Source organism: Domibacillus sp. F004, assembly GCF_057814295.1.
This window is the reverse complement of sequence record NZ_JBVATB010000002.1, coordinates 286,527-302,621: the sequence shown is the minus strand read 5'-3', so window position 1 is coordinate 302,621 and position 16,095 is coordinate 286,527. Positions and strand designations below refer to the sequence as shown.

General features: G+C 43.9%; 14 protein-coding genes. All 14 read right to left on the bottom strand.

The window, feature by feature from the left end:
* Positions 1-67: 67 nt before the first annotated feature.
* The 14 genes from ACZYRN_RS06995 to fliS all read right to left on the bottom strand — a co-directional run bounded on the left by ACZYRN_RS06995 (position 68) and on the right by fliS (position 16,089).
* Entirely contained in the window at positions 68-1,387 is a 1,320-nt protein-coding gene (locus ACZYRN_RS06995; protein ID WP_488910812.1) for a murein hydrolase activator EnvC family protein, read from the bottom strand.
* 35 nt (positions 1,388-1,422) lie between these two features.
* Positions 1,423-2,307, bottom strand: coding sequence for a permease-like cell division protein FtsX (ftsX, locus tag ACZYRN_RS06990; RefSeq protein ID WP_488910811.1), 885 nt, complete (start codon positions 2,305-2,307; stop codon positions 1,423-1,425).
* Entirely contained in the window at positions 2,297-2,983 is a 687-nt protein-coding gene (ftsE, locus tag ACZYRN_RS06985) for a cell division ATP-binding protein FtsE (protein WP_488910810.1), read from the bottom strand. The genes ftsX and ftsE overlap by 11 nt, the downstream gene beginning before the upstream one ends.
* A 241-nt stretch (positions 2,984-3,224) precedes the next feature.
* A complete protein-coding gene (locus ACZYRN_RS06980) occupies positions 3,225-4,325 on the bottom strand; it encodes a Ger(x)C family spore germination protein (RefSeq protein ID WP_488910809.1) in 1,101 nt (366 codons plus the stop codon).
* A complete protein-coding gene (locus ACZYRN_RS06975) occupies positions 4,322-5,413 on the bottom strand; it encodes a GerAB/ArcD/ProY family transporter (RefSeq protein ID WP_488910808.1) in 1,092 nt (363 codons plus the stop codon). Before ACZYRN_RS06975 ends, ACZYRN_RS06980 begins: the two co-directional genes overlap by 4 nt.
* 217 nt (positions 5,414-5,630) lie before the next feature.
* Positions 5,631-6,728, bottom strand: a complete 1,098-nt coding sequence (locus ACZYRN_RS06970; protein ID WP_488910807.1) for a Ger(x)C family spore germination protein — start codon at positions 6,726-6,728, stop codon at positions 5,631-5,633.
* Entirely contained in the window at positions 6,725-7,813 is a 1,089-nt protein-coding gene (locus tag ACZYRN_RS06965; protein ID WP_488910806.1) for a GerAB/ArcD/ProY family transporter, read from the bottom strand. The genes ACZYRN_RS06970 and ACZYRN_RS06965 overlap by 4 nt, the downstream gene beginning before the upstream one ends.
* Complete coding sequence (locus ACZYRN_RS06960; RefSeq protein WP_488910805.1) at positions 7,810-9,342, bottom strand: spore germination protein; 1,533 nt, start codon at positions 9,340-9,342, stop codon at positions 7,810-7,812. The genes ACZYRN_RS06965 and ACZYRN_RS06960 overlap by 4 nt, the downstream gene beginning before the upstream one ends.
* Before the next feature lie 109 nt (positions 9,343-9,451).
* Complete coding sequence (cccB, locus tag ACZYRN_RS06955; RefSeq protein WP_488910804.1) at positions 9,452-9,916, bottom strand: cytochrome c551; 465 nt, start codon at positions 9,914-9,916, stop codon at positions 9,452-9,454.
* A 180-nt stretch (positions 9,917-10,096) separates the two neighbouring features.
* Positions 10,097-11,195, bottom strand: a protein-coding gene (gene prfB / locus ACZYRN_RS06950) for a peptide chain release factor 2 (protein WP_488910803.1) whose coding sequence is annotated in 2 segments (ribosomal slippage) — positions 10,097-11,122 and positions 11,124-11,195 — 1,098 coding nt in all. Because the reading frame shifts where the segments join, the coding sequence is not laid out codon by codon here.
* A gap of 91 nt (positions 11,196-11,286) precedes the next feature.
* Complete coding sequence (gene secA, locus ACZYRN_RS06945) at positions 11,287-13,797, bottom strand: preprotein translocase subunit SecA (protein WP_488910802.1); 2,511 nt, start codon at positions 13,795-13,797, stop codon at positions 11,287-11,289.
* Positions 13,798-13,893: 96 nt separating this feature from the next.
* The gene (locus ACZYRN_RS06940; RefSeq protein ID WP_488910801.1) at positions 13,894-14,955 is read right to left on the bottom strand and encodes an SEC-C metal-binding domain-containing protein; all 1,062 of its coding nucleotides are present in this window, start codon (positions 14,953-14,955) and stop codon (positions 13,894-13,896) included.
* 101 nt (positions 14,956-15,056) lie between these two features.
* Complete coding sequence (gene hpf, locus ACZYRN_RS06935) at positions 15,057-15,608, bottom strand: ribosome hibernation-promoting factor, HPF/YfiA family (RefSeq protein ID WP_488910800.1); 552 nt, start codon at positions 15,606-15,608, stop codon at positions 15,057-15,059.
* 112 nt (positions 15,609-15,720) lie between these two features.
* The gene (fliS, locus tag ACZYRN_RS06930; protein WP_488910799.1) at positions 15,721-16,089 is read right to left on the bottom strand and encodes a flagellar export chaperone FliS; all 369 of its coding nucleotides are present in this window, start codon (positions 16,087-16,089) and stop codon (positions 15,721-15,723) included.
* Positions 16,090-16,095: the final 6 nt, after the last annotated feature.

Sequence of the window (16,095 nt, the reverse complement as noted above, 5' to 3'; positions counted from 1 at the left end):
ATAGGATTCGATTGCAAAAAAAAAAGGGTTATCTCAACTATTTCTTTTGAGATAACCCTGTAAACATTTAAAAATTAATATATTGAGCTGGATCGATGGCATTTTCTTTGCCTAGTGTCCATGGACCTTTATGAATTTCAAAGTGAAGGTGCTGACCGAATGAACGACCGGTATTGCCCATGTAGCCGATAGTCTGGCCTTTTTGAACACTGCCGCCTTCGACAATACGTTCTGACATATGGCCATACACAGTGGTGTATACTTGACCGTTTATCGAATGCGAAATAAAGATAGCATTTCCATACGTATCGGAGTAATACGAACGGCTAACGACACCGTCTGCTGCCGCTACAATCGGGACACTTGCGCTGTTAGCAATGTCGACACCTTTATGATCGCCAAGGTCACGTGTGCCAAATCCAGATGTAAAGCTTCCCTGTGCCGGGCGCATAAACATGCCGCCAGACTGAACCGGGGCAGCGGTTGAACGCGCTGTTTCTGCTGTAGAAGGGGCAGAAGCTGCGGGCGTTTGAGCAACAGATCGAGCAGCTGCTTTTTGCGCTGTTTCTTTTGCTGCTCGTTGTTTCGCTTCTCTGGCAAGACGGTTTTGCTCAGCTACACGTCCTTGTTCTGCTTTGATCGCTGCTTGAATTGATGCTTCCTGTGATTCAAGCAATGACTGCTCTTCTTCAAGACTCAGTTTTGTATTATGTGCTTCATGTTCATCCGCCACAAGCCCTTTCATGACCTTGTTTTTCGCTGTGCGTTTTTCAGCAAGCTGGGCGTTCATCGCTTCCAGTTCTTTGAGCATCGTTTCTAAATTTACGAGTTGCTCTTTTACTTTGCGCTCATTTTCTTCAAGCTGTTTTTTATCTTTCTCCTGCTCTTCCAAAATTTCTTTATCTGCGTTTACCAACGTTGTGACAGCCGTAGCTCGGTTAATAAAGTCACTGAAGCTTTCTGCACCGAGCAAAACATCTATGTAACTGGCAGAACCGCCGCTTTGTTGAATAGCACGCGCACGGTCTTCTAGGACGATTGTCCGCTCAGCAATACGGATTTTCAACTCTTCAATTTCAGCTTGAAGGCGTTTGATTTCCGCTTTCGTTTTCGCTATTTCTGTTTCTTTCGCACGGATTTTCGATTCCGTTTCTGCTATCGCTTGATCCAGTTTACGAATTTCCGCTGTGACTTGATCTTGCTGCTGCTGCAGTTTTGAAATTTGTTGTTCTTTCTCTGTAATATCGCTTTGTAAACCGGATTTTTGCGACTGAATCTCCTGCTTGCGTTGTTCAAGATCAGAAAGATTCGCAGCAAAAGCCTCCCCTGTAAAACTAAATCCAATTGACGCCGCAATCATAAGCGTCATATAAGAACGTCTTTTCAACTTCTTTTCCCCTCTCATTCCTGTATCTACTACTCTCATACATTTAAAAATCGTCTAACTGAAATGAAACTGCCCCAGCTGCCGATAAAAATGGCAATGAGTAAGAGCAAACCTGTTACCGGCAGTACGAGCGGCAAGTAGCCGATGAATTCAATAAAGTGAGCAGACATACGGGCAGAAAGGGCCTGTTCTGCATAATAATAACCGATCGCAACGGACGCAATAGGAATGAGCGAACCGAGCAGACCAATCCATAACCCTTCCAATAAAAAGGGAAAGCGGATAAATCCATTCGTTGCCCCAACAAGTTTCATAATTTCAATCTCTTTTCGACGGGCAAAAATGGTTATTTTAATGGTATTGGAAATTAAAAACATTGCTGTGAACAATAATCCAACTACGAGTATAGCTCCTACGTTCCGGGCTGTTTTCATAAAATTGAACAAACTCTCTACTTTTTCTTCACCGTAAACAGCGGTTTCTGTGTATTCAAACTGTTCGATTTTCCGTGCCGCATCCGGTGTATCTTGCGGACGCGCTGTTTTCACAATAAAGACGTCGTAAAGCGGGTTGCTCTGTTCGAATAAAGAAAAATCACTGCCCATGTCTTTAATCATGTTTTGCAGTTCTTCTTCTTTTGAAGAATAGTCGATGCTTTCTACTTCTGGTATCGATTCTATTTGCCTGCGGAGCTGCTCTTTATCTGTTTCTTCAGCAAGTAGTTTAATATGAACGCGCACTTCTACATCATTTTCAATGTCTGTCGCAACTTTGTTTAAATTCAGCATGATCACAAGAAAAACACCGGTCAAAAGCAATGTCACGGTCACAGCTGATACTGAAGCAAATGTCATCCAGCCGTTACGGCGTAAACTTTTAAAGCTTTCTCTAAAATGGCGACGGACTGTTCTAGGCTTCATAACCGTAATCCCCCCGCTGTTCATCCCGGGCAATCCGTCCGTTTTCGATCGCAATAACACGCCGTCGAATGGTGTTGACAATTTCCTTATTATGCGTAGCCATTACAATCGTCGTCCCGCGTTCGTTAATCATTTCAAACAAGCTCATAATGTCCCACGATGTATCTGGATCAAGATTTCCGGTCGGTTCATCCGCAATTACGACTTTCGGATTGTTCACAATCGATCTCGCAATCGCGATCCGCTGCTGTTCCCCGCCTGATAATTCCGTCGGCAGCATGCGCGCTTTATGTTTCAATCCGACAAGATCAAGTACTTCCATTACCCGTTTGTAAATAACCGACGGCTCTTCTTCAATGACTTCAAGGGCAAATGCCACATTTTCATACACATTTAAGAGCGGCAGCAATTTGAAATCTTGAAAGACAACACCGACTTGACGGCGCAACATTGGAATGGACCGCTGTCTAAGTGCAGCCGTATTAATGCCGCCCACAATGACAGTGCCTTTTGACGGCTTTTCTTCACGATACATTAATTTAATAAAGGTCGATTTTCCGGCACCGCTCGGACCAACGATATACACAAACTCGCCTTGCCTAATCGTAACATCCACATTTGAGAGCGCCGTGACCCCGTTTGGATATTTTTTTGTCACATCTTGCATCTCAATCATTGGATCACCTTGTTTTTTTATTTAGCCGACATATTTACCCTGTTTTCGACTCCCAAAACATTATAGCATTCTTTCATTTGTCACATTAAAAAGAATATGTTACAGATTCATTTCAAACTGTAACAAATCCTTCCTTATTTCAACAAAAAAAACGCCCAGATGGACGTTTTCAAATAGGCTCTTCAGGATGATTACTTTGTTCCACCTGTAGTGCCGTATTTTCCTATTTCACATTGAAAATTTAGAACGTAATTCCGCTTTCGATGATCTCTGCTTTCACGTTAATGTTAACGTTCAGTTCCGGATAGGCTTTTTCCCATTTCAACTGTTTAAACCGCTTCGGATCCTTTGCATTTATACTAAGCCCGATGCCTAAGACATCCGATTCGGCTTCTTTTAGTTTATCCATCGTTTTTTCCATCGACTGTTTGATTTCATCAGTGATTTTTTTATTGAGTTTTTTCGTTGTCTTTTGTACCTCTAAATGACCCGGCGGATAGTCGGTCACCCGGTAACTAAATTCATATGATAAATCAACCGTTGCCGGTCCGTCCTTCGGTATGTGGAGGTTCATTTTCCGTTTCATTTTTTCAATCCGAAACGAAATACTCTGTTCTTTTTCCACCGGGAATGTCAGCGAAGCGTCTTGCCCCATTTCATCTTTCATTAAAAGCAATATGGTCGTTTCTGCTGGAGACAATTCACCGGTCACACGCTGATCATTAAAAAGGGCTGTTCCTTTTACTTCCGCCAGCTTCTTTTCTTCATTAAATGCGAGGAGCGGGGCCATCGCCGCTTCGCCGTCGTCTTCATCAAAAAGTGGCGAAGCAAATAACTGCAGATTCGTCTTTGGTACGATGGTCAAGCTTTCCGCACTTTCAATCAAGTTGTGATAATAGGTACTGTACAGCGGCTCTCCTTCTAGTTCATTTCTGAAAAAAGATTCTGCCTTCCCTTCTGTAATAATGATTTTGGCATTCAACGGGCTTGATGCATTCCGATAGAGAGCATCAAGCAGCGGATAAATATCATCATGCTGCACCGATTCTTTACTAATAAGTAAAACACGCATTTTTCCCATTTCCATCCTGTCACCGAGTTTACGATCGATTTCATGCGCACTCTCTCGAACTGTTTTTGCTGTCGCCGAAACTACTTGTTTTGTGGAGGCCGGCTTTTGCTCGCTGCCCGGTTCTGGAACGCTAACGGTAAACGTTATGTCTTCTTTTGACGGCGCATCGATGGCGGCTCCAAAGATAATGTTTGTCTCTTTTACTTGACGTTCATCCCAGCAGCCGGCCAGCAGCAGACAGGACAGCCCCAATCCAGCCCATTTTTTCACACTGACTCCTCCCTTTTTTTTCGGATCCATGCAACCATGAGCAGAATAATCGGGATGACAAAGAGAACAACTGGGGAGACGCTATTCAATTTATCCCCGATCTTCATGATCTTCAACCGATCTTCATTCGCAATCACCAGTGGAATCACGAGAACAGCCAACACATAGAGCGGTTTCCTGTGCTCTTTCGTCTTTAAAAAGTGCGTCAGTCCAATGGAGGCCACATACAAGTAACTGATAATCGATGTCAAAACAAACACAGCCCAGATCGTCAAAAAGAGTAAATCAATCCGTTCAATGATAATCAGTTCGACTTCTTTCAATATATAGAGAACCGGCTCCGGTACGACCTTTATTTCCTCTGGGCTGAATATAGCAGAAGCACAGAAAGCGAGTAATGCATAGATGATGGTGGTGACCGCATTTGCCCCGGCAACGGCTTTCCATTTCGCTGTTTTGGATCCTTCCGTAAAAGGGTATAAAAAAAGCAAAAGCTCAAATCCTGCAAACGAAGTAGCAGCTTGTGTAGTCAGGCCTCTCATCATGTCCCCCACTCCATTTGAACCAAATGGAAGCAAGTATCGCATCTCAAAGTGTGGAAGGAGCGGAAGGAGCACGAGTAAAATAAATACGAGTAAAAAAGAAGCCAAAACGTGAAATCGTGCAATGATCCTTATATTTTCTTTGGCAAGGTAAACTGATACCGCCACCATCAACACCGCAAAGACGACATGCGGTGTTCGTGGAAACGCCCAGTTGGATGATACAGCCAGAAATAAAGACAACTCATACCAAATCATCGCAAAAAAGAAAAGAATATACATCATCGTCAACAAGGTACCGATGATTCTTCCGACAAGAAGGGGTGCAAAATCAAATAATGTGAGGCCCGGAAAACGCGACGAAAGCAGCCAGATCACCGTAATACCTCCTTGTACGAAAAGACCAGCAAGCAAAATGGACATCCATGCATCTTTTCCCGCTTCCTCTTGAACGGTGTAAGGAAGGGATAAAAGGCTAATCCCTATTTGTGCTTGCAAGATAATACAAAACAGCTGAACAGGCGAAATCGTGGCGGGCGATTTCATTTTTCCACCCACTTTCTTGAACCGAACTCGGTGTTTCCTTTTATTGGAGGACTGTCCAACAGCCGTTTGGTCCTTTTCCAGGCAGGCTGTTTGAAAACATGAAAACATATCTTTTTTAGACGAAATAGCGCCAGTGGCGCAAAATAAGGCCTGCCGAGTGATTCAACTTGCTTTCTCATCGTCTTTTTCTTTTCCTGGTTTCATGATCTGCGGGACATTAGAACGTAATTCCGCTTTCGATGATCTCTGCTTTCACGTTAATGTTGACTTCCACTTCGGGATAGGCAGTTTCCCATTTTAATTGTTTAAACCGCTCCGGATCCTTTGCATTGATCCTCAGTCCGAGGCCTAGCACGTCGGATTCGGCTTCTTTGATTTTATCCATCGTTTTTTCCATCGACTGTTCGATTTCGCCGGAGATTGTTTTATTGATTTTTTTCACTGTCTTTTGTTCCTCTAAATGATCTGGCGGATAGTCGGTCACGCGGTAGCTAAATTCATACGATAAATCAACCGATGCCGGCCCGTCCTTCGGCACGTGGACGTTTATTTTCCGTTTCATTTTTTCAATCCGAAACGTAATACTCTGTTCTTTTTCCACCGGGAATGTGAGCGAGGCCACTTTCCCTATTTCATCTTTCATTAAAAGCAAGATGGTCGTTTCTGCTGTAGACAATTCACCGCTCATACGCTGACCATTAAAAAGGGCTGTTCCTTTTACTTCCGCCATCTTCTTTTCTTCGTTAAAAGTAAGCAGCGGGGCCATCGTATCTTCTTCGGCTTCATCAAAAAGCGGTGAAGCAAATCGCTGCAGATTCGTCTTTGGTACGATGGTCAAGCTTTCCGCACTTTCAATCAGGTTGTGATAATAGGTACTGTACAGCGGCGCTCCTTCTAGTTCCTTTCTGAAAAAAGACTCCGCCTTCCCTTCTGTAATGATAATATAGGCATTCAGCGGGCTTTCCGCATTCCGATAGAAGGCATCAAGCAGCCGATAAATGTCATCTTGCTGCACCGATTCTTTGCTAATAAGTACAACACGTATTTTTCCTATTTCCATCCCGTAACCTATGTTACGATCGATTTCACGCGCACCCTTTTGAACTGTTTTTCCCTTCGCCGATATCACTTGTACTGTAGAGGCCGGCGTTTGCTCGTTGCCGGGTTCTGGAACGTCAACGGTAAACGTGATGTCTTCTTTTGACGGCGCATCGATGGCGGCTCCGAAGATAATATTTCTCTCTTTTAACTGACGTTCATCCCAGCAGCCAGCCAGCAGCAGGCAGGACAGCCCTAATCCAACCCATTTTCTCACACCGACGCCTCCTTTTTTTTTCGGATCCACGCAACCATGAGCAGAATGATCGGGATGACAACGAAAAGAACGATATATGCGGTAGCGATTTTATCCCCGATCCTTGTAATCTCCAATCGATCTTCACTCGAAATCGCCAGTGGAATCACGAGAACGGCTAATACATAGAGCGGTTTCTTGTGCTCTTTCAACTTGAAGAGATGTGTCAGTCCGGTCGAGGCGATATACAAATAACTGATAAGCGTGGTAATCACCAACACGCCCCATATGGTTAAAAAGAGAAGATCAATCCGTTCAATGACAATCAGTTCCACTTCTTTCAATACATAGAGAACCGGTTCCGGCACGGTTTTTAGTTCTTTTGGACTGAATATAGCAGCAGCACAGAAAGCAAGTAAGGCATAGATGATGGTGGAGAGCGCATGTGCCCCGGCAACGGCTTTCCATTTCACTTTGCTGGATCCTTCTGTAAAAGGGAACAAAAAAAGCAAAAGCTCAAATCCGATAAATGAATTAACGGTTTTCTCCAGGCCCATCACAATGTCCTTCACTCCATTTGAACCAAACGGAAGCAAGTATTGTATGTCAAAGTGTGGAATGACCGGAAGGAGCACCAGTAAAACAAACACGAGTAAAAAAGAAGCCAGAACGTAAAATCGGGCAATGATCCTGATATTTTCTTTTGCGAGGTAAACCGATACGGCGAGCATCAATACTGCAATGACGATATGCGGTGTTCGCGGAAAGGCCCAGTTGGATGATATCGCCAAAAAAAGAGCCAGCTGCTGGGCCAAGATCACAAAAAAGAAAAGAACATATAGGCTCTTTATGACCGTACCGATTATTTTTCCAACAAGAAGCGGGACAAACTCATAGATGGTGAGCCCCGGAAAACGTGACGAAAGCAGCCACATGACCGCAATCATTCCTTGTATGAGAAGACCCGCAAGCAAAATAGAAAGCCATGCCTCTTTCCCCGCCTTTTCTTGCACGTCGTAAGGTAAGGATAAAAGGCCAATGCCTATTTGCGTCTGCAAGATGATACAAAACAACTGAACAGGCGAAATCGTAGCGGGCGATTTCACTTTTTCACCCACTCTCGTGAACCGAAATCGAGACCTTCTTTTACTGGAGCGCTGTCGAGCGGCCGTTTTTTCTTCTTCCAGGCAGGCTGTTTAATAAACGTATCCCTCAGCATATCTTTTAAATTAAAAGGAGCCATTGGTGCAAAATAAGGTTTGCCGAGTGATTCAAGTTTACATAAGTGCATCACAAGGAGCACGATGCCAAACATCAGTCCGTAAAAGCCAAGTAAAGAAGCCAAGATCATTAAGGGGAAACGAATAAGCCGGGTCGCTGTACTCATTTCCGATGATGGCGCGACAAAAGATGAAATCGCCGTGAGCGCTACGACAATCACAGTCGTACGCGAGGCAAACCCGGCGCCGACAATGGCTTCACTGATAATGATACCGCCCACAATCCCGATGGTCTGTCCGATTGGGGTTGGAAGCCTCACACCGGCTTCCCGGATAATTTCAATGGCTACTTCCATTGCCAGTACTTCAATGATCGGCGGAAACGGAATGGTCTGAACGCCCCCTTTCATCGTTAAGATCAGATCGGCTGGCAGCACTTCAAAGTGAAAGCCAACGATGGCGATATAAAAACCGGGCAGCAGGATCGCGATTAAAAAGGACCAAAACCGGAGCAGCCGGTAAAAAGAGCCTGGTAACGTGCGGGCATTGTAATCATCTGGAGACTGATACAGAGCAAAAAAAGTGACTGGCATGATAAGACCTGTCGGGCTCCCGTCTCCAAATAACAAAATTCTGCCCTCCATTATATTGGCCATCGCCCGGTCCGGACGTTCTGTATTCAAAAATTGCGGAAAGGGAGAAATCGTTGAATCTTCGACCATGTCTTCTAGAAACCCGGGGGTAAAGAGTTCGTCCGTGTCAATGCTGTCTACACGCCGCTTAACTTCCTTGACCAGCTCCGGATTCGCGATTTCTTTTTCGTAAATAATGGCCACACGCGTATTGGTTTTTTTCCCGACTTGTACATATTCAATCATGAGTCCCGGACTTTTAATCCGCTCTCTTATTAAGGATATATTCGTGTTTAAATTTTCAACGAAGCCATCGTGGGCCCCGCGGATCACTTTTTCATTCGCTGGCTCTGTAATAGCGCGTAAAAGAAAGGTTTCCACACCACACGCGATGCATACCGAACGTCCTTCAAAGAAAAGAAGCACTTTTCCCTGCAATAACGCGGCGATGGCTTCATCTGGATTTGCTTTTTCCTCCCGTTCCAGCACCGTCAGCGAATCTTCCGCATTTGGCATAGAGGTTTCCGAAAGGGGTCGGAGAATAGCTTCCTCGATCCGTAGAGAACTCACAATATTTTCTAAATACAAAAGCCGGCCTTCCACTTTTTCATATAAAAAGGTTCGCTCTTTTAAATCGGCCGGCCGGCCGAGCAAATCCTGAAGATGCTTTGTGTTTTCAGCCGCAGAAAGAGAAAATGGACTACTATCATTGCTTTGTTGCTTCGTGTTCTCCGACTTTGCAAAAGCAAACGGATCGTCTTTACCGCTTTGCCAAATTGCCATATAAACTACACCTCCCCTTTCCATAGGGTGGCAAAGGTGCCGGTTTTTATACATAAAAAAAAGGGGTTATCCCAATCGCATGACGATTAAGATAAACCCTTTTTTTCTATTATTTTTTCTCTGCGAGCCATGCGGCAACTGCTTCCGCATTTTCGCCTTCCACGACATTTGCTGGCATTTGGCCTTTACCATTATGGATAATGTCTAAAATTTCATCTTTGCTGTAATTTGCACCCGCTTTGTCAAGCGCCGGTCCAAATCCGCCTTCAAGATTACCGCCATGACAGCTTAGGCAGCTTTGCTTGTACACTTCTTCACCGGCTGCTGCTGTCGTTGCGTCATCGGCACCTTCTTCCGGTGTCGCTTCATCAACAGCGTCTTCTGTGCCTTGCTCCGCTTCATCAACGGCCTCTTCTGTGTTTTGCTGTGCTTCATCCACAGCCTCTTCCGTGTTTTGTTCTGCCTCATCAACCGCATTTTCTGCGTCTTGTGCTGCGTCATCTCCGCCGCCACATGCTGCAAGTGCTACGGATGAACCGAGAATAAGCGCAAGCAATGATTTTTTCAATTCCATTCTAAAAAGCCCCCTCTTCGAAAATGGTTTTTTTCGTGCCTTCATTAGTATACCAATTTCACCAGATTTAAAACATTTGGTAAAATGGCAAAACTGGCACGATTTCACTTTTCCCTCTTTTCAAAAAAAAAAACCATTATGGAAACAAGTACTGCCTCCTATAGCAGCACTTGGATTTTTTTAGATACGAGAACGAAGATATGCGTTGATGAAGCTATCAAGATCGCCGTCCATCACCGCTTGAATGTTCCCTGTTTCTTCACTTGTACGATGGTCTTTTACCATTGAATAAGGGTGGAAGACGTACGAACGAATCTGACTCCCCCATCCAATTTCTTTTTGTTCACCGCGAATTTCTAGCATTTCCGCTGCCTGCTCATCCAGTCTGCGCTGATACAATTTTGCTTTCAGCATGTTCATCGCACGGTCCCGGTTTTTAATTTGTGAACGTTCCGTTTGACACGTCACAACAACGTTTGTAGGAAGATGGGTAATCCGAACAGCAGAATCTGTTGTATTGATATGCTGACCGCCGGCACCGCTCGCACGGTACGTATCGATTTTTAAATCTTCTGTCCGAATCTCGATTTCAATTTCATCGTTAAATTCCGGCACGACTTCACATGATGAAAAAGAGGTGTGACGCCGGCCTGATGAATCAAATGGTGAAATACGGACGAGGCGATGCACCCCTTTTTCTGCTTTTAAATAGCCATACGCATTATGACCTTTTATAAGCAGCGTCACACTTTTAACACCCGCTTCATCCCCTGGCAAATAATCAAGCGTTTCAACTTTAAATCCGCGTTTTTCCGCCCAGCGTGTATACATGCGCAGTAACATAGACGCCCAATCCTGCGACTCCGTGCCGCCTGCGCCTGAATGAAGCTCCAAGATCGCATTGTTTTTATCATGCGGTTCGCTGAGAAGGATCTGAAGTTCATAATCCGCGAGACGCTTCATAAACTCCTTCATTTCACTGGAAAGTTCCTTGTGCAAGTCTTCATCGTTTTCTTCTTTTAATAACTCATGGGTCATTTCAAGATTTTCATGTGTTTCGACCATATCTTTGTATTCCACTACGAGTTCTTTCAATCCGTTTAATTCATTAATAACGGTTTGAGCGCTTTGCTGATCATTCCAAAATTCCGGATCTGTCATCCGCTCTTCTAATTCCGCCATTCTTGCCTCTTTGTTTTCTAAGTCAAAGAGACCCCCTAAAGTCCGCCAATTTTCCAGCTGAATTGTCTAGCTCATTACGAATTTCAAATAATTCCATACGATACACCTCTGTTAATTTTTAGTTTGATTAGCGCGTGCATGCACCATCATTTCATGCGAATCCAACCCGCTATATGCGGATAGGCGGATTATTCTTGCAGCCCGTGACAGTTTTTATATTTCTTGCCGCTTCCGCATGGGCATGGTTCGTTTCGGCCAATTTCCGGTGCTTTCCGAAGTGGCGTTTTCTTTTTTGCGCCCTCATCCTCTTTCGGATTAACCGCTTGGCCTTTCACCACTTCTTGACGTTCAAGGTTGCTGCGGATTTCCGCTTTCATGACGTATTTCGACGCTTCTGCGTTGATTGCTTCAATCATCGCTTCAAACATGGCAAAGCCTTCATTTTGATATTCACGGAGCGGATCGATTTGTCCGTAAGCCCGCAAATGAATCCCTTGACGAAGCTGATCCATTGCATCGATATGATTAATCCATTTAGAGTCAACGGCACGAAGAAGAACGACTTTTTCAAACTCACGCATTTGCTCAAAACCAAGCTGCTCTTCACGCGCATTGTAACGTGCGGCAACTTTATCCCAGATAATCCCGCTGATTGCATCTAAATCTTTGCCTCGTAATTCTTCTTCTGTAAGGGCCTCTTCTTCAAGCAAATTCGCATTTATCGTATCTGTAATGCCTGATACATCAAATGGTTCTGCCTCATCCCCATCGTTCGCATGCACAGCAATCGTTGAAGCGATTTCTTTTCTAACCATTTCTTCCATAATCGTGCGCAAGTTTTCTGAATCTAATACTTCATCGCGCTGTTTGTAAATGATTTCGCGTTGCTGACGAAGCACATCATCGTATTCAAGAAGACGTTTCCGTGCATCAAAGTTGTTGCCTTCCACACGTTTTTGAGCAGATTCAACTGCGCGTGACACCATTTTACTTTGAATTGGCTGTGAATCATCCATGCCCAGCTTTTCCATCATCGTCTTCATATTGTCCGAACCGAAGCGGCGCATTAATTCATCTTCCATCGATAAATAAAATTGTGTCACACCCGGGTCTCCTTGACGACCTGAACGTCCGCGCAGCTGATTATCAATCCGGCGGGATTCATGGCGTTCTGTGCCAATAACGGCAAGACCTCCGAGCTCTTTTACACCTTCGCCCAGCTTAATATCCGTCCCCCGTCCAGCCATATTCGTTGCAATTGTCACCGCTCCGGGCTGACCGGCATTTAAAATAATTTCCGCTTCACTTTCATGGTTTTTGGCATTCAATACATTATGCGGAACACCTTTTTTCTTCAAATGAGCGGAAATTAGTTCAGACGTTTCAATGGCTACCGTTCCGACAAGAACAGGCTGTTTTAATTGATAGCGTTCATAAATATCTTCTACAACCGCCATAAATTTTCCGTTCATCGACGCGTATATTAAATCTGCGCGGTCATCACGGAGAATGTCACGGTTCGTCGGAATGGCCACAACACGCATGTTATATATATTGCGGAACTCTTCTTCTTCCGTTTTCGCCGTCCCTGTCATACCGGATAGCTTTTCATACATACGGAAATAGTTTTGGAACGTAATCGTCGCCATCGTCATGCTTTCATTTTGAATGTTGACGCCTTCCTTTGCCTCAATCGCCTGATGAAGCCCGTCGGAATAACGCCGTCCTTTCATTAAACGGCCGGTGAATTGGTCTACAATGACGACCTCGTCATCCTGCACAACGTAATCAACATCGCGGTGCATCGTCACACGTGCTTTTAACGCTTGCACAATATGATGATTCAGCCCAACATGCTTTAAATCAAATAAGTTTTCAATGCCAAATGCTTTCTCCGCTTTCGTCATCCCATCTTCTGTTAAAAGAACACTTTTCGTTTTAATATCAACTGTAAAATCTTCGTCTTCTTTCAACGTGCGAACGAATGAAAAAGCGTGGATGTACAGCTGTGCTGACTTTGCGGCCTGGCCGGAAATGATAAGAGGAGTCCGCGCCTCATCAATGAGAATAGAGTCCACTTCATCAATAACGGAAAAGTGAAGCGGCCGCTGCACTTTATGTTCCTTGTACAGCACCATATTGTCACGCAAATAATCGAAACCGAACTCATTGTTCGTTCCGTACGTAATATCTGTCGCGTACGCTTCTTTTTTCTGCTCTTTTGACAAGCTATTTAAGTTCAATCCAACCGTTAAGCCAAGAAATTCATACAGATGCCCCATCTCTTCTGCATCGCGGGACGCCAAGTATTCATTGACTGTAATAACATGAACCCCTTTACCGGAAAGCGCATTTAAATACACCGGCATCGTTGCCGTCAGCGTCTTCCCTTCCCCCGTTTTCATCTCAGAAATGTTGCCTTCATGAAGAGCGATCCCCCCCATTAACTGCACCTTGTATGGATAAAGTCCCAGTACACGCTTCGCTGCTTCCCGCACAACAGCAAAAGCTTCTGACAGCATAGCGTCGAGTGACTCGCCTTTTTGGTAACGTTCTTTAAATTCAGCTGTTTTTGCTTTTAGCTCAATATCCGAAAGCGCCGCCATCTTATCAGCAAGCGCTTCTACTTTGTCTGCCATTTTTTCAAGTTTTTTGACTTCTTTTTTATTCGCATCAAATACTTTTTCTAATAAACCCATTTATAAACGCTCCTTTTCAGGTTCAACAGGGTAAAACCTTTACAATTTTCCTATTTAATATTACCACTTCTAAAAGGATGCGTACACTTATATGGTCTACTGCTGCCCCGCCTGCTCTACTTCTGCCGCAGGTTTTAGCTTTTCTTCAAGTACAGCTTCCATTTCTTTCAACCGTTTTGATAGGGTCGAAACAGAAATCGAATATCGGCCGGCAATGGCTGCTTTCGATTCTTCCTTATCCACAATACCATGCGATTGCATCAGTGAGAGAAGAGCGGCTGTAAAGACTTCCGGTTTGCGGACAGTTGGATCTTCTTGGCTGCAGTAATAATTCCAAAGCAATACCGCCGTTTGCACAATCGGCTGCTCAATTTTTTCTTGTTCAAACGATTCGGCAATATGGTCCGCAGTCGCACGATGAGCGTCTTTCAGCCACGTTAATGCCTCTATATCCACTGCATTTTGCTGTTCTTCATATATAGTGAATAGGCGATCCATTACCACCATGAACATGTTTGTAAAGAACGACTGTGTATCCTCATACGGAGAAGCTTCGTACAATTCTCGAACAGCTTTCGTCATCGCATCGACACGCGCAGGCTCAAAATGAAAATCAGTCATAAAAAACGTATAGTCCGATTCATGCGGCAAAAGCGCACCGGTCACAAAGGCTCCTTCAAGTGATACACTTTTAAGCGCCCGAATGGTATACATATCATCCGTTAATAGATCGCGAACATGATACACTTTGCCTTCACTTGATTCAATCACACCAGTCATAAACCGGTAATCCGTCCACGATGCCACAATTTCCGCTGTCCGCTTCCGTGTAATAGACGGAACGCGGCGCTTCACAAACTCCGTTAAAATGGTTTCATTCCCTTTCAATACCTGTGTTAAAATAGCCCAAATTTCAAAGGTTACGAGAAACACCTGCTCATTTTTACGCAGTGTCTCAGATTCTTCTAGAAGCGGCTGGAATTGTTTTTTGAGCACCGCGGAATGTTTTTCCATCGCATAATCGATCAGTTCACGCTGTATATCGCTGCACTCTTCTACTAATACACTCAGGATCGCAGCCCCTTCTATTTTCCCACAGCATTTTTTATATTTCTTTCCGCTGCCACATAGGCATAGATCATTTCGTCCAATTGACATTCATCATTTCCCCCTCTTGCAAAATCACGAAACTAATCATACCACGAATGGCCTCTATAAAAAAGAAGTCCGCTATAGCGGACTTCCCTGACTTCTTTTCCTTAAGTTGTTTCGATTAAACCGTATTTGCCATCTTTTCGCTTGTATACGATGTTGGTACTATCAGATTGAGCATCTGTATAAATAAAGAAATTGTGGCCGAGTAAGTTCATTTGCAATACAGCTTCTTCCTCATCCATCGGTTTTAGTTCAAATTGTTTTGTGCGGACAACTTGAAGATCATCATCCTGCTCCTCGGCAGACGCATTGTCTGAAAGGATAGCAAAGTAATCTTGCGGCTCGCCTTTTTCACGGAATTTACGGTTTACTTTCGTTTTATGTTTGCGGATTTGACGCTCCAGTTTATCTATAATCAAATCAACCGCTGCATATAAGTCTGGATTGCGTTCTTCAGCGCGAAGAACAAGCTCTTTCATTGGAATTGTTACTTCCACTTTTGCATTTTTATCATTATATAATTTTAAATTCACATGCACATTCGCATTAGGAGTTTCGGTGAAATAACGCTCCAGCTTGCTGATTTTCTTTTCTACGTGCTCTCGGATTGCCGGAGTCACTTCAATATTTTCACCGCGAATGTTATAGTTCTTCATACAGAACTCCTCCTTCAACTAATTGCTGTCTTGCTATACTCTTACTATTCTTTATATACCCTTTATAATCCTTCCTAATCCTTAAATTAATTTGTCGAATTTTCAAACTATTTTATTGTGGCTTTCGGCTGTCTTGCCATGCTCCATATAAAGACGACACCATTCTTTCTGCTTCATCAATAAGCACCACATCACTCTTTACATTCGCCTCCACCAGCATCGAATTGATATGCCGATAGACAACCGATACAGACCTCCCTTCTTCTGTCTTTTCATTTAAAAAGGGAACGATCTCTAATAGGCATTGCTGTGCCCGCTTCAAATGCAAATTTTGTTCGAAACGGTTCGAATCTTCTATTGAAGCTTTCGCTTTTTTCATACACGTTATGCCTTCCTTTAAAAGGAGAGAAGCCATTTCAGCCGGTGAAGCTGTCGCAATAGTGTTTTGAATATACATATCCCTTGCCCGTTTTCTATTCAACTTACT